This is a genomic window from uncultured Amnibacterium sp., from assembly GCF_964250715.1.
GTDB lineage: Bacteria > Actinomycetota > Actinomycetes > Actinomycetales > Microbacteriaceae > Amnibacterium.
Window position 1 is genome coordinate 123,715 of record NZ_CAXUGX010000006.1, and the last position, 13,974, is coordinate 137,688.

Annotated in this window: 12 protein-coding genes and 1 tRNA gene; 8 read left to right on the top strand and 5 right to left on the bottom strand. The window is 70.3% G+C overall.

Annotation, left to right across the window (positions count from 1 at the left end; genetic code table 11):
* The first annotated feature begins 68 nt into the window (after positions 1 to 68).
* The 4 genes from ACFE7H_RS08010 to ACFE7H_RS08025 all read left to right on the top strand — a co-directional run bounded on the left by ACFE7H_RS08010 (position 69) and on the right by ACFE7H_RS08025 (position 4,286).
* On the top strand, positions 69 to 1,022 hold the full coding sequence (locus ACFE7H_RS08010; protein ID WP_375400701.1) for a DMT family transporter: 954 nt from the start codon (positions 69 to 71) through the stop codon (positions 1,020 to 1,022).
* A 145-nt stretch (positions 1,023 to 1,167) separates the two neighbouring features.
* Positions 1,168 to 2,400 (top strand): glycosyltransferase, encoded by a 1,233-nt coding sequence (locus ACFE7H_RS08015; protein ID WP_375400702.1) that lies wholly within the window; start codon positions 1,168 to 1,170, stop codon positions 2,398 to 2,400.
* 143 nt (positions 2,401 to 2,543) lie between these two features.
* Positions 2,544 to 3,638 carry a glycoside hydrolase family 3 N-terminal domain-containing protein gene (locus ACFE7H_RS08020; protein ID WP_375400703.1) on the top strand — a complete coding sequence of 365 codons (1,095 nt, stop codon included), beginning with the start codon at positions 2,544 to 2,546 and terminating at the stop codon, positions 3,636 to 3,638.
* Between the two features lie 306 nt (positions 3,639 to 3,944).
* Positions 3,945 to 4,286 (top strand): transglycosylase family protein, encoded by a 342-nt coding sequence (locus ACFE7H_RS08025; protein ID WP_375400704.1) that lies wholly within the window; start codon positions 3,945 to 3,947, stop codon positions 4,284 to 4,286.
* 171 nt (positions 4,287 to 4,457) lie between these two features.
* Here ACFE7H_RS08025 and ACFE7H_RS08030 read toward each other — a convergent pair whose 3' ends face one another.
* Positions 4,458 to 5,258 carry an alpha/beta fold hydrolase gene (locus ACFE7H_RS08030; RefSeq protein ID WP_375400705.1) on the bottom strand — a complete coding sequence of 267 codons (801 nt, stop codon included), beginning with the start codon at positions 5,256 to 5,258 and terminating at the stop codon, positions 4,458 to 4,460.
* Positions 5,259 to 5,327: 69 nt separating this feature from the next.
* Between ACFE7H_RS08030 and ACFE7H_RS08035 the strand changes: the two genes are divergently transcribed.
* Positions 5,328 to 5,401: transfer RNA gene (locus ACFE7H_RS08035), tRNA-Ile, on the top strand.
* A gap of 222 nt (positions 5,402 to 5,623) precedes the next feature.
* Positions 5,624 to 6,394 carry an HNH endonuclease family protein gene (locus tag ACFE7H_RS08040; RefSeq protein ID WP_375400706.1) on the top strand — a complete coding sequence of 257 codons (771 nt, stop codon included), beginning with the start codon at positions 5,624 to 5,626 and terminating at the stop codon, positions 6,392 to 6,394.
* A 127-nt stretch (positions 6,395 to 6,521) separates the two neighbouring features.
* Here ACFE7H_RS08040 and ACFE7H_RS08045 read toward each other — a convergent pair whose 3' ends face one another.
* The 3 genes from ACFE7H_RS08045 to ACFE7H_RS08055 all read right to left on the bottom strand — a co-directional run bounded on the left by ACFE7H_RS08045 (position 6,522) and on the right by ACFE7H_RS08055 (position 10,240).
* On the bottom strand, positions 6,522 to 6,830 hold the full coding sequence (locus ACFE7H_RS08045) for a hypothetical protein (RefSeq protein WP_375400707.1): 309 nt from the start codon (positions 6,828 to 6,830) through the stop codon (positions 6,522 to 6,524).
* Positions 6,831 to 7,068: 238 nt separating this feature from the next.
* Positions 7,069 to 7,491: an Hsp20/alpha crystallin family protein gene (locus ACFE7H_RS08050; protein WP_375400708.1), complete on the bottom strand. Its 423-nt coding sequence runs from the start codon at positions 7,489 to 7,491 to the stop codon at positions 7,069 to 7,071.
* A gap of 220 nt (positions 7,492 to 7,711) precedes the next feature.
* Positions 7,712 to 10,240, bottom strand: coding sequence for a DEAD/DEAH box helicase (locus ACFE7H_RS08055; RefSeq protein ID WP_375400709.1), 2,529 nt, complete (start codon positions 10,238 to 10,240; stop codon positions 7,712 to 7,714).
* Positions 10,241 to 10,433: 193 nt separating this feature from the next.
* On the opposite strand from ACFE7H_RS08055, the gene ACFE7H_RS08060 reads away from it, so the two are divergent.
* Together ACFE7H_RS08060 and ACFE7H_RS08065 are read left to right on the top strand one after the other, a co-directional pair.
* Positions 10,434 to 11,456 carry an AAA family ATPase gene (locus tag ACFE7H_RS08060; RefSeq protein ID WP_375400710.1) on the top strand — a complete coding sequence of 341 codons (1,023 nt, stop codon included), beginning with the start codon at positions 10,434 to 10,436 and terminating at the stop codon, positions 11,454 to 11,456.
* A gap of 49 nt (positions 11,457 to 11,505) precedes the next feature.
* Positions 11,506 to 12,273, top strand: a complete 768-nt coding sequence (locus tag ACFE7H_RS08065; RefSeq protein WP_375400711.1) for a class I SAM-dependent methyltransferase — start codon at positions 11,506 to 11,508, stop codon at positions 12,271 to 12,273.
* Here the strand turns inward: ACFE7H_RS08065 and ACFE7H_RS08070 are convergent, their stop codons facing one another.
* Positions 12,274 to 13,809, bottom strand: coding sequence for a glycosyltransferase family 2 protein (locus ACFE7H_RS08070; RefSeq protein ID WP_375400712.1), 1,536 nt, complete (start codon positions 13,807 to 13,809; stop codon positions 12,274 to 12,276).
* Between the last annotated feature and the right edge of the window lie 165 nt (positions 13,810 to 13,974).

A 13,974-nucleotide genomic window follows, 5' to 3' on the forward strand; every position in this document is an offset into this window, starting at 1 on the left:
ACACGGTCGGGGCGGCGCGTACCAGCGTACCGACGGGGCAGGGCGCAGCGCTGAGATAGAGTGCGCCGGTGCTGACCGCGATCACGCTGTTCGCGCTGCACACGCCGAAGCTGAATCCGGCGCAGGCGATCGGCATCCCCATCGCACTGGTCGGCGCCGTCTTCCTGAGTCTCGGTGCGCAGTACCAGCACCGCGGCGTCACCAAGGTCGAGGAGCGCTCCGAGTACAGCAGCGGGCTGACCATCAGTCAGCTGCTCGCCCTGCTGAGGCGGCCGTCCTGGCTGATCGGAACGGCGCTCATCGGAGCCGCGATCGTGCTGCAACTGATCAGCGTCAGCATCGCTCCGTTGATCGTCGTGCAGCCCCTGGGTGCGATCGGGCTCGTCATCACCGCCGTGAACAACGCGCGGATCACCAAGAGCCGCCTGAACCCCAAGTCGATCCGCGCCATCCTCCTGTGCGTCTTCGGTGTCGGCCTGTTCGTCACGATCGCCGCGCTGACGGCGACCGACCCCGAGATCACCGACCAGAACCTGATCGTGATCCTGATCCTGCTCGCGGTCGTCGTGCTCGTCTTCGCGGCGCTGTTCGTGCGGTTCCGCAAGCGGATGCTGCCGGTCGCCTTCATCATCGGCGCCGGAGTGCAGTACGGCTTCGTCGCGACGTTGGCGCTCGTGATCATCCGCCGCATCGAGCAGGCCCAGTACGACTGGCTGACCGTCTTCTGCACCGCCGGCCTGCTGATCGCCGGCGCGGGCGGCGCGTACTTCGTGCAGACCGCCTACTCGGTCGGGCCACCCGACCTGGTGATGGCCGGATTGACCGTGGTCGACCCGATCGTCGCCGTCGGCATCGGCATCATCGTGCTGGGGGAGGCGGCGCAAGCACCGATCTGGGCGCCGTTCGCCTTCGTGGGATGCGGCGTGATCGCCGTGTTCGGCGTGTTCCAGATGGCGCGACACCATCCGCAGGCACAGCAACATGCAGGCGCGCCGCACCCCGGTGCGCTCCAGGGGCCGTAGGAGCGATGCGCTACCGTCGAGATCGATCGCGGTCGGGCATCCTTCCCGCCGCGGGTCCGACACCCGCGAAGGGGTAGCTGCGATCAGCGACACGTTGTCCACTGGGCCTGCTGCTGACCGGGTCCCTGCGCGCCTCACGGTGCTGATGGGTGGAGACACCTTCCCGCCCGACGTGAACGGCGCCGCCTCCTTCTCCGTCCGGCTGGCTGCGGGCCTGGCCGGTCGCGGCCACGACGTGCACATCGTCGCCCAGACCCACGACGGGCCGCCGGGTGCGTTCCGCGAGCAGCACCTGGGCCAGACCCTCACGGTGCATCGCCTCGCGAGCTTCAAGTGGCCGTTGCACGACTGGCTGCGGGCCGTCTACCCGTGGGCGATCACCCCGAACTCCGACCGCATCGCGCGGCAGGTGCGGCCGGATGTCGTGCACATGCAGTCGCACATGGTCATCGGCCGCGGCCTGTCGACCGTCGCGAAGCGACGGGGCATCCGGCTCATCGCGACGAACCACTTCATGCCCGAGAACCTGATCGAGCACACGCCGCTGCCCAAGTTCATCTGGCCGCTGGCCACCCGATTGGCCTGGCTGGACGCGGCCAGGCTCTACCGGCGGGCCGCCGCGCTGACCACGCCGACGCGTCGCGCCGCGGACTACCTGAAGTCGCGCACGGGCCTGACCGACGTGCGCGCCATCTCGTGCGGCATCCGGATGAGCGACTACCGGCCCGACTTCGAGGTCAAGTCCGACCGGCGCATCGTGTTCTGCGGTCGCGTGACCGGCGAGAAGATGCTGCCCGATCTGCTCGAGGCGGTGGCGCTGCTGCCGACGGAGTTGGACGCGCAGCTCGACATCGTGGGCGACGGCGACCAGCGAGCTACCCTGGAGCGGCTGGCTCGCACGCTCGGCATCCAGGACCGGGTGCACTTTCCGGGCCGGATCAGCGACGAGCAGTTGCGCGATCTGTTGACCCGCGCGACCGTGTTCGCGATGCCCTCCACCGCCGAACTGCAGTCGATCGCGACGATGGAGGGGATGGCCTCCGGGCTCCCGGTTGTCGCCGCTGACGCGATGGCGTTGCCGCACCTGGTGAAGGACGGCGAGAACGGCTACCTGTTCCCGCCCCGCGATGTCGCCGCGCTCGCGGACCGGCTGGAGCGGGTGCTGCGCCTGCCCCACGACGACCTCGTGGTGATGCAGCGGGCGTCGCTGCGCCTGCTGGAGCCCCACGACATCGACACGACCATCACCGTCTTCGAGCAGCTGTACCGGGGCGAGCCGGTCGAAGATCCCGACACGGACGTGCCGCCCCTCAGCAGCAAGCTGCGGGAGCAGTTCCGGTCCCTGGCCAGGCGCGCCAAGAGCGCGATCAGCGACTGACCGGGCGGCCTCGCGGCGGCGCGGTCGCGATCGTGCTGGCTGCTGCGGTGATGCTCGGAGGGTGTGCCGCGGTTCCTTCCCAGTCGTCGGACCCGGCGCGTCCCGCGGCGTCGGCACGGCCCTCCGCCTCTGCCTCTACGTCCGTGCCCGCCTCCGCCTCCGCCTCCGCCTCCGCTCCGGCGCCGACCCCGGTCGATCGGGCGCAGGTCGCGGCGACGGCGCTGGTCGATGCGATGTCGACTCGCCAGGTCGCCGGGCAGCTGGTGATGACTGCGGCGACGGTCGCGCAGTTCCGCAGCCTGCGTCCTCTTGTTGTCCGTTACCACCTGGGTGGCGTGATGGTGCGGGGGCGCAGCGATGCCGGCACGAAGGCGGTCGGGTCCGCGGTCGCGGCGGTGCAGGCCGCGGCACCCGCGCACCTGCCACTGCTGGTCGCGACCGACCAGGAGGGCGGGGAGGTGCAGGTGCTGCGCGGGCCCGGGTTTCCGGCGATCCCGAGCGCCGTGGCCCAGTCGACTCGCTCGCCGGCCCGGTTACGGCACGACGCCCATCGGTGGGGTGCCGCATTGCGGAAGGCAGGGGTCACGGTCGATCTCGCTCCGGTCGCCGATGTGCCGTGCGCCGCCCATGCCGCGCACAATCCGCCCGTCGGCGACCTCCATCGCAACTACGGCCGATCCATCGACGGGGCGGCCCGCTCCGTCGCCGCGGTGGTGCGCGGGCTCGGCGATGCCGGAGTAGCGACGAGCGTCAAGCACTTCCCGGGCCTCGGCTGCGTCGGCGCGAACACCGACACGACAACCCGGGTCGTCGACACCACGACGACCGCCCGCTCCACGTCGCTCCGCCCGTTCCGATCGGGCATGGCCGCCGGGTCCCGCATGGTGATGGTGTCGAGCGCCGTCTACGAACGGCTCGATCCCGGCCGACCGGCGCTGTTCTCGCACCGGATCGTCACGGGGTTGCTCCGGCAGCGGCTCGGCTTCACCGGGGTCGTGATCTCCGACGATGTGGGGGGCGCCGCCGCGGTGCGGACGGTGCCGGTGGGGCAGCGGGCCACCCGGTTCGTCGCAGCGGGTGGTGATCTGCTGCTCGACATCGTACCCGCCGACGTGCCGACGATCGTGGCTGCACTGACGAAGAAAGCGAACTCCGATCAGGGATTCGCCCGGCTGGAGCGTGCCGCGGCGATCCGGGTGGTCGCCGAGCGCCTCCGACTGGCGAATCACCTGCGCTGATTCCTGGCTGTCGCCGGGACGGATCGGGGGAGCGGGCCGACCGTGCTCTGGACGACACGCCCCGCAAACCTCCCCGTTTGATGCGCTTGTCGGGTTACCCCTACTGTTCCCAGGTCCGCGGGGCGGTCCGGGACAGGAAGCCGGCGCCGCATCACCCTCCCGCGGGCTCATGCCCGGTGCTGCTCCACCCTCCGCTGCCCACCTGCAGACACCGTCGACTTTGACCCCAAACAGTCATGGGCGGGCAGCGGTGCACTGATTTCCGGGGACGGAACGAGCGCCGGGGTGGGCCCCGGAGCATGCGCGATGAGAACAATCCTGAGATCCCGTGTCACGGGCGCAATCACGATCATCGGCTTGGCGGCTGCGGGAGTCGGCCTCACGGCTACCCCGGCGAACGCCGCGTCGGTGTCGACGTGGGAGCGCGTCGCCAAGTGCGAGAGCGGCGGCCGCTGGCACATCAACACCCACAACGGCTACTACGGCGGCCTGCAGTTCAGTGCGAGGACCTGGCACGCGTACGGCGGATCGGGCCTCGCCTCCAACGCGAGCAAGTCCAAGCAGATCCGCATCGCGGAGAAGGTGCTGAAGCATCAGGGCTGGGGCGCGTGGCCGGTCTGCTCGGTCCGGGCGCACGCCCGCGGCTAGTCGAGCTCGGCGTCGAGCACGTTCCATCCGCGTCGGTGTCGGTGCTGCACCTGTCCGACTGAGTCCGGGTGCGCGGCCGTCCGGAGTTCCTGTCTCCGGCCGGCCCGCGCCCGTCTCTCCCGGGCATCCCCGTACCTCGCGCGGTACTCCTGGCGAGTTCGGCTCCGCCCCTCAGTGTTCGAGGAAGGCCGCGATCCGCGCGCCCCATCTACGGATGTCGTCGGGCGTCGTCGCCACCTCCAGCCGCGCGTTCGGCAGCAGTTCGGCCAGGCGCTCCGCGGTGCTGACCGGGTGACCCGGATCCTCCGCCCACGGCAGCAGCAGTACTTCGTGCTTCAGCGCCGCGACCTCGTCCTCGCCCGGCACATCGGTGCCGGCCGCACCCCGGAACACCGTGGGCAGCAGATCCTCGGCCGCGTCGGCGTCCGGCCCGCGCGGCCAACCGCCGGCTTCCAGGATCGGGTGCTGCGGCAGGGCCACCATGGCGCGGATCCACGCCTCCATACCCCGTTCCTCGATGAACGCGGCGCTCTGCTCGTAGAGGGCGGCCTGGGCAGCGCGCGTGCCCCACGCCGTCGGCGGGATGACCAGCACCAGCCGGCGGAACCGCTCGGGATGCAGCACAGCGGCCCATAGCAGCGTGCCGGCCCCCATCGAGACGCCGAGCCCATCGACGGGCTGATCCGGACTGACGGCGTCGACGACCGCGAGCAGGTCCGCCGCAAGCTCGGGCCAATGCCAGTCCTCGGGCTGCGCTCGCCCGGTGGAGGCGCCGTGCCCGCGCGCATCGAAGCGCGCCACGGTGCGCCCAGAGGCGATCACGGGTGACCAGTCGAAGATGCCGGATGCGTCTTCGTTCGCGCGGCTGGAGGTCAGGCCGTGCGCGGCAACGAGTATCGGCCGCAGCACGCCGGGCCCGGTGACGTCGTAGGAGAGGATCGCGCCGGGACGGTGGAGGGTGAGATCGGTCACGCCGAAATGCTACGGACCGCGGCCGTGCCCCGCTCCGGAGCCTCGTGGTCCCGCGGATAGGGTGACTGCGGGGCGGTAGCTCAGCCGGTTAGAGCAGCGGACTCATAATCCGTCGGTCACGGGTTCAAGTCCCGTCCGCCCTACAGATCGCGGACTTCGCTTCCGTCTATTTCTTTCTTCGAATTGTACGAATTCGTCATGCTCGAGGTGCGGTGAGCGGCCTACTCAAGACCGCGTACCTCGATCGGGGGGCTCGTGGAGGGTGCGCGGACCTGTCACGGTGACGAATCCCGAATCGCGTCGAGGTTCGACGAGCGCACCCACGCCCGTCCTCGACGCCGCTCCTTACTTAAGGACAGCTGAAAATGATCTCAAGGAAGTTCACGTCCGTGGTCGCCGCCCTTGGACTCGTCGGCGCGCTCGGCGGCGGCATCGGTGCGCCTGCTGACGCCGCGGTCAAGCAGGTCGTTGCTGTCCGCGCGGTATCCGTCCCCGCCACCGCGGATTCGGCATATGTGTCCGCGAAGACCCTGCTCTCGAAGCTTGCGGTCCGAGCCGAGAACCACTATCACGACTACACAGACGCTAGCCGTGCCCACTTCTCCTACGACAACGATTACGACGCAGACGGCGACGGCTGCTACACGCGTCGCGAGGTCCTGAAGCGCGATGCGATCCACATCGCCCGGATCTCTTCGTCCTGCGCGATCTACGGCGGCAGGTGGAGATCGCTCTACGACAACAGGTACACCGACGACCGCGGCACGCTCGAGATCGACCACCTCGTCCCTCTGGCCGAGGCGTGGTACTCCGGCGCCGACGCCTGGTCGCACAGAAGGCAGATCGCATTCGGCAACGACATCGACTACAAGTGGGACCTTCAGGCAGTGACGTCGAGCCTGAACCGGCTGAAGCTTGCTGGTGACCCCGCCGAGTGGCTACCGCCGACGAACAAGTGCATCTATGTCAAGGCGTGGATCGGGGTGAAATACCGCTGGAACCTTCCGGTCGACCCTGCTGAGAAGGCGGCACTCGTCCGCCAGCTCGCGAAGTGCAGCTCCCTGCAAGTGCTGAAGCCCGGCAAGCCGAACATAACGAAGCTCGTCGGCCATGGCGAGGTTGAGCCGATCAAGTAGCCGAGCGCGACTGCTCATAGGCCCGCGGGAACTGATACCACCTGGCAAGTGGATCAGGGCGACGTTGTCGGCAGGTCGTTGTCGCTGCCCGCAGCTACGGTCGCGGTCGATCGGTGGCGATGACCGCTCATGGGTGACGGAGTTGGCGGCCGAGTACATAGCCGAAGAGCAGATGCGCGGTCACCATGGTGCCGACTCGTCCCGGACGGTCGCGGTGTGCGGGCGGCAGCACGCCGACGGCGGGCACCCAGCCCTCGTGCCCGATGGCCCAGACGAGCAGGCCGTATGCCAGGCCGAGCACAGGCGCATGCGACCGCCGCCAGACCAGTTGCGCGAACACCGCTCCGGTCACTGCTCCGTAGGCGGCGTGCGTCACTGCCGCCACTGCGTTCGCCGTGTCGTCCGGCAACCCCGGCGCCAAGCGATCGATGATCATGCGCGGAGGCTGCCCCCTCATGACGCCGATTCGTTCAAGACAGATGAGGTACGCCGTCATGACGGATGTCGCCGTCACTCCCGCCATTCCTCCGCGCAGCGCTCGACGCAGCGATATCACGGTGTGTTCCTCGTGCTGGGTGCGTTCCTCCCTGTTCGATGCATCGACCTCGACGCGGAGTGTGGAAGAGGAGGCTCCGGTGCGCATCGCACCGGAGCCTCCTCGTGTCGGGCGCTCGTCAGGCTTCGACCGCGTGCTGCGGTGCGCCGGCGCTCACCTGCACCTTGCGCGGCTTCGCCCGCTCGCTGACGGGGATCGTGACCGTGAGGACACCGTTCTCGTACGTCGCGGCGATCCGTTCGGTGTCGATGCCCTGCCCGAGGCTGAGCTGACGGAGGAAGCTGCCTCCGCGCCGCTCCTGCGCGAGCCACTTCACGCCCTCCGCTCCGCGCATCGTGCGCTCGGCTCGGAGGGTGAGCAGCTGGCCGTCGACGTCGATGTCGACCGAGCCCGGATCGATGCCGGGCAGGTCGGCGCTGAGCACGTAGGTGTCGCCGTCGCGGTACAGGTCCATCGGCATCAACTGCGGACCCTGCCGGCTGTCGAGAAGCGCGGACGCGACGCGGTCCAGCTCACGGAACGGGTCGAAGTTCATAGCCATGGTGTCGTCCTTCCTCGAGTGTTGGAGTTGAGTCGATATCGCTCAACGCGCAGAAAGTTAGCACTCCAGACGGTCGAGTGCCAGCTGTCGATCTCAAGATTTGCTGAGAGATCGGGCGGCCCGAGAGCGACCTCACGAGGCGCGTCCGTGCGCGCCGGCGGTCGGCTCGGCGGCGCGCACGAACTCGCCCTGCGTGTCCGCACGGAGCGTCGAGCAGGGTCTAGGGCAAGGGCTGCGTGGTTCCCACGGCGATGACCCGCACGACCGCCTCGCCCGCCTCGTCGGATTCGGCGAGGTCGACGGTGGCGCTGATACCCCAGTCGTGGTCGCCCGCCGGGTCGTCGAAGATCTGGCGGACCCGCCACTCCGTCGGCGACTCGGTGACCAGCAGCATCGCCGGGCCGCGGGCGTCCGGGCCGGTGCCGAGACGATCGTGCTCGGCCCAGTACGGGTCCATCGCCTCGGCCCACGCGTCGGCGTCGAAGCCGGCCGACCCGTCCAGCTCGCCGAGTGCCGCCCAGTTCTCCAGCGCGGCGAACTGCACCCGCCGGAACAGCTCGTTGCGCACCATTATTCGGAAGGCTCGGACGTTCGCCGTCAGCCGGCGCGGGGCGGGAGGCGCGATCGCTCCGCCCGGATCAAGCACGGTCGCGTCGTGCAGTGCCGGGTTCTGCAGCTCCTCCCACTCGTCGACGAGGGAGGAGTCGACCTGGCGCACCAGCTCGCCGAGCCACTCGATGAGATCCTGCAGTTCCTCGTTCTTGATCTCGTCCGGGATGGTCTGCCGGGCGGCGCGGAAGGCGTCGGACAGGTAGCGCAGCACCAGCCCCTCCGACCGCGAGAGCTTGTAGAGCGCGCAGTACTCGCCGAAGGTCATCGCGCGCTCGACCATGTCGCGCACGACCGACTTGGGGGAGAGCGCGAAGTCACGGACCCACGGCTGGGAGGCGGCGTAGGTCTCGAACGCGGCGTCGAGCAGCTCCTTCAGAGGCTGCGGATGGGTGACCTGCTCGAGCAGTTCCATCCGCTCCTCGTACTCGATCCCCTCCGCCTTCATCGCTGCGATGGCCTCGCCGCGGGCTCGGAACTGCTGCTGGGACAGGATCGGCCGGGGGTCGTCCAGCGTCGACTCCAGGACCGAGATCACGTCGAGTGCGAAGGTGGGGGAGTCGGGATCGAGGAGCTCGAACGCCGCCAGCGCGAAGGGGGAGAGCGGCTGGTTGAGCGCGAAGTTCGGCTGCAGGTCGATGGTGAGCCGGATCACGACGCTCCCGTCCGGGTGTAACTCGGACTGCTCGACGACGCCGGCGGCGCGCAGGGTGCGGTAGATGCCGAGCGCGCGGCGGGCGAGCTGCAGCTGCCGCCGCCACGGCTCGTGGTTGTCGAACACCAGGGCGTGGACGTGTCCGTAGACGTCGCCGCCGCGGGCGATCACGTTCAGCAGCATCGCGCTCGTGACCTGCATGTGCGAGGTCAGCGTCTCGGGTTCGGCGGCGACGAGCTTCCTGAAGCTCGCCTCGCCCCACGATACGAACCCGGCGGGCGCCTTCTTGGACACCCACTTGCGCCGCTTCTTCGGATCGTCGCCCATCTTCGCGAGCGCCTTGCGGTTCTCGGACTCGTGCTCCGGCGCCTGCACGACCACGGTCCCAGCGGTGTCGTAGCCGGCGCGGCCTGCGCGCCCCGCGACCTGGTGGAACTCCCGCGCCGTCAGGTGCCGCATCCGGGTGCCGTCGTACTTTGTCAGCGCGCTCAGCAGCACGGTGCGGATCGGCACGTTGATGCCGACGCCCAGGGTGTCGGTGCCGCAGATCACCCGAAGCAGGCCCTGCTGGGCGAGCTGCTCGACCAGGCGCCGGTACTTCGGCAGCATGCCGGCGTGGTGCACGCCGATGCCGAGTCGCAGCAGCCGGCTGAGCGTGCGGCCGAACGCCGTTGTGAAGCGGAAGCCGCCGATCGACTCCGCGATCCGGTCCCGCTGCTCCCGCGTGGCGACCTGCGCGCTCGCCAGCGCCTGCGCCCGCTCCAGGGCGGCGAGCTGCGAGAAGTGGACGATGTAGATCGGCGCCTGGTCCGAGTGCAGCAGCACGTCGATGGAGTCGTGGATCGGCTCCAGCTCGTACGCGTAGTGCAGTGGCACCGGGCGTTCGACCCCGGTGACGCGTGCGGTCTCGCGGCCCGTCCGTCGGGTGAGGTCCGTGGCGAGCGCCGTGACGTCGCCGAGCGTCGCCGACATCAGCACGAACTGCGTGTGCGGCAGGGTCAGGAGGGGGACCTGCCAGGCCCAGCCCCGATCGGGATCCGCGTAGAAGTGGAACTCGTCCATCACGACCTGGTCCACCGGGGTCTCCGGTCCGTGGCGCAGTGCCAGGTTCGCCAGGATCTCCGCGGTGCAGCAGATGATCGGCGCGTCGGCGTTCACGGAGGAGTCGCCGGTCACCATCCCGACGTTGGCTGCACCGAAGACGTCCACCAGCGCGAAGAACTTCTCGCTGACCAGCGCTTTGATCGGGGCCGTGTACCAGCTGCGCCGGCCCTGCGACAGCGCGGCGGCGTGCGCGCCGACCGCGACCAGCGACTTCCCGGTGCCCGTGGGGGTGGACAGGATCAGGTTCGCGCCCGAGACGATTTCGATCATCGCCTCCTCCTGCGCCGGATACAGCGGAAGGCCGCGACCCTCGGCCCATCCGGCGAAGGCGGCGTAGGCCGCGTCCTCGTCGATGATTCCGTCGCCGAGCGGCGGCGGCATGAGGTCGAGCAGCGAAGGATCTACCCCGGCATCCTCGCAGCCCGGACCCGCTCACCCGCCGGGGATACGGCTGAGGAGCGCCGGGATCTGTGTGTCCAGGTGCGGGAGATCTGATCAGGTGCGTGCCTCGACCGATGTCCCGTGAATGGACACGCAGGAACAGCGGCGCGGAGGGTCGGCCTAGGCTCCGGGCATGGCTCGCAGTCGTAATCCGCTGGGCGACCTGCGGGACACCGTCGATCGCCTGCGCGATCAGGTCCGGCTGCCGGCGGGAATGGAGGGTGTGGGGGACCTGGTGGGCGACCTCTTCGGCGGTCGCCCGGGCCCGGCTCGGCCGCTCCCGACGATCCAGGCGGAGCTCGACGGGCTGGTCGGACTACAGTCGGTGAAGGAGCAGGTGCAGGCGCTCGTCGCCTTCCTGCAGGTGCAGGCGCGCCGCAAGGCGCACGGCCTGCCCGAGGTGGCGACGAGCCAGCACCTGGTGTTCCTCGGCAACCCGGGCACGGGCAAGACCACCGTCGCGCGTCTGCTGGCCGAGATGTATCGGGCGGTCGGGCTGCTGCAGAAGGGCCACCTGGTGGAGGTCGATCGAGCCGGCCTGGTCGGCCAGTACGTCGGCGCGACCGCGATCAAGACCGACCGGGTGATCCGGCGGGCGCTCGACGGCGTCCTGTTCATCGACGAGGCGTACTCGTTGGCGCCGGAGGGGGAGGGCCGGCTCGACTTCGGGCCCGAGGCGATCGAGGTGCTGCTGAAGCGCATGGAGGATCACCGGCACCGATTGGTCGTCATCGTGGCCGGCTATCCACGGCTGATGGAGTCGTTCCTGCTCTCCAACCCCGGCCTGCGCTCCCGGTTCGCGCGCGAGATCACCTTTCCCGACTACTCCACCGGCGAGCTCGAAGCGATCTTCGCGAACGTCGTCGCTCAGCACGAGTACACGCTCGGCCCCGGCGCCGATGAGGTGCTTCGTCGCATCCTGGCCGGCGTCCGGCGGAACGAGGCGTCCGGCAATGCGCGCTTCGTGCGCACACTGTTCGAGCAGGCGCTCGGGCGTCAGGCGCTGCGGCTGACCGGCGACGAGCACCCGGATGTGGATGCGCTCGATCGTGCCGACGTGATGGCGCTCACCGCGGACGACATCGCCGAGGCCGCGCGTGCGCTCGGCGAGGAGGCGGCGCCGGAGCAGTCGCGGTGGCGCCGCTGGCTCGGCTGACGCTCGGGTCCGCGGCTCGTTCGGCTCTGGGCTCGTTAGGGTTTGGGCCGTGTATTACTACGCGTTCCTGGCCGAGTTGCACCGGCGGCTGGCGCCGCGGGCGTATCTGGAGATCGGCATCCGGGACGGCGGCAGCTTGGCGCAGGCCCACTGCCGATCGGTGGCGATCGACCCGGCGTACGTCATCACCGCCGAACTCGATGCCGATGTGGCCCTGTTCCGCACCACGAGCGACGAGTACTTCTCGCGGCCCGACCCGCTGGCTCCGACCGGCGGCACGCCGTTCGACCTGACCTTCATCGACGGGCTGCACCTGTTCGAGTTCGCGTTCCGCGACTTCATCTACGCCGAGCGGTACAGCTCGACTCGCGGCGTCATCGTCTTCGACGACGTCCTGCCGCGCAGCGTCGACGAGGCGGCGCGGCAGCGGCACACCGACGCGTGGACCGGCGACGTCTACGGGATGCTGGAGGTGTTGGCGCGCTACCGGCCCGACCTGGCCGTGCTGCAGGTCGGTACCCGGCCGACCGGGCTGCTGCTCGTCACGGCCCTCGATCCGGCGAACACGACGCTGTCCGACCACTTCGATGAGATCCTGGCCGAGTTCCGCAGGCCCGATCCGCAGCCCGTGCCGCCGCTGCTGCTCGACCGGCTGACCGTGCTGCCGCCCCATCGACTGCTGGAGAGCGACCTGCTGGAGGTGCTCGCGCGGGCCGCGGACTCCCCGGATGCGGGAGTGGATCTGCGCGGGCTGATCACGGAGAGCGTCACGCGGACCCTGGGCGCGGACTTCGCACCCGCCACAGTGAGCGGCTGATCAGCGGCGGATGAGCCGCCGGTAGGCCTGGCGCAGGACCGGCACGTCCGCGAGGCGATGCACCAGAGGGTCGACCGCGCCGGGCAGGCGGTGTCGCAGCCGCTGCACCAGGGGGGTAGCGCCGGTGGCCGGGGTCGCCGGCGACGTCGGCTTCGGCGCGGGTTGCGGCGCCGGTACGGTCTCGAAGGCCATCCCGCCGGTGCCGTCGACCCGCAGGCGCAGCCCGGTCGCGACCGGCTTGCCGCCCCCGGCGACGACCCTGACCGTGCTGGTTCCGGCGAGCGAACTGGCGTGCGCCTCCAGCCGGGCGCGGCCGTCCCGACAGACCAGTCGTCCGGGCAGCGCGAACCGGTCGAGCAGCAGTCGAGCGTCGAGTACCGCGTCGCCGTGCACGTGCAGACCGGGGTAGTCGAGCGTGACCAGGGTGCCGTGTACCGACTCGGCGATCGACGTCCGCGATGTCGGTACCGGACCGATCACGCTGCTCAGCGTCGCGCCGGCGTCCAGGTGCAGGACCCGGTTCACGGTACGGACCACGTACGGCCGGCCGGCGACCACAGCCGAGCGGGCCGGGCCGGACGTCAGCGGCAGGGTCACCTCGCGGCCCGGCCAGGCGAGCCGGAGCGCGAGGTCCCAGGGACCGTCCTCGAGCGGATGGCCGCCCTCGGCGGTCTGCGGATCGAGGACCGCGGAAGCGATGAGCGTCGTCCCACTGCGCTCGTCCGGCCCGATCGTCGCGGGCAGCGCGATCTCGGCCAGGCCCTGAGCGGCGACCAGCCACGCGCGAAGCGCGGGTTCGGGTTCGGGTTCGGGCTGGGGCAGTCGCACTGCGACGGTCAGCTGCAGCATCCCCTCGTCCCACCGGTACGCGGGCGACTCCAGCGACACGTCGTCGCCTGGCGCGCTCGGGTCCTCGTCCTGCATCGCGCAGGCGTAGCGGCCGACGGCGCTGACGGTCTGGGCGTCGCCGGTCAGAGCGGGCAGGGCGGCGCCTACCTCAGCGTCCGAGCGGCCGACGAGCAGCGACCGCCGAACCAGCGCGAGGCAGCCCGTCAGGTCGACTCCGACGCCTCCTCCGGCGACGTCGAGTCCGGACAGGTCGAACAGGTCGAACAGGTCGGCGTCGTCGGGCAGCACCGCGCTGCCGGAGTCGGTACCCGTGACGACCCGCCCGAGCACCAGGTCCGCGTCCGTGTACCGGGCCCGGTCGAGCAGCAGTTCGAGCGCGCGGGGAGCAAGCCGCTGCTGCTGGCCGACGACGAGCACGTACTCCGCCGTCGCCCGCTGCAGCGCCAGGCCGAGCCGGTCGGCCTCGGTGGTGCTGCCCGTCGCCTGCGCATCGGTAGTGAGCACGACGACGTTCGGTCGGCGCCCGGCCAACTGCTCCAGTCGGACCGTGCTGCCGTCGCTGGAGGCGTCGACCACGACGAGGTCGAACTCGGCGGCGGGCAGGGTCTGCGCATCGATCGACCGGACGAGGTCGGGCAGGCCGGAGCCGGGGTTCAGCGTGGCGACGAGGACGCTGACGGCAGCCATGGTGGCTCGCACGTTAGTGCATACGCGAGCGCGTCGCCCTGGATCGAGCCCGTACGAAGGGTGGTACTCCGCGTCGGTGACCGGCTCGGGTAAACGGGTCGCGGTGGCGGGGTCGGTTCGTCGCGCGCCCGGTGTGCGCCCGCCGGCCGCCACCATGTCGCGAAC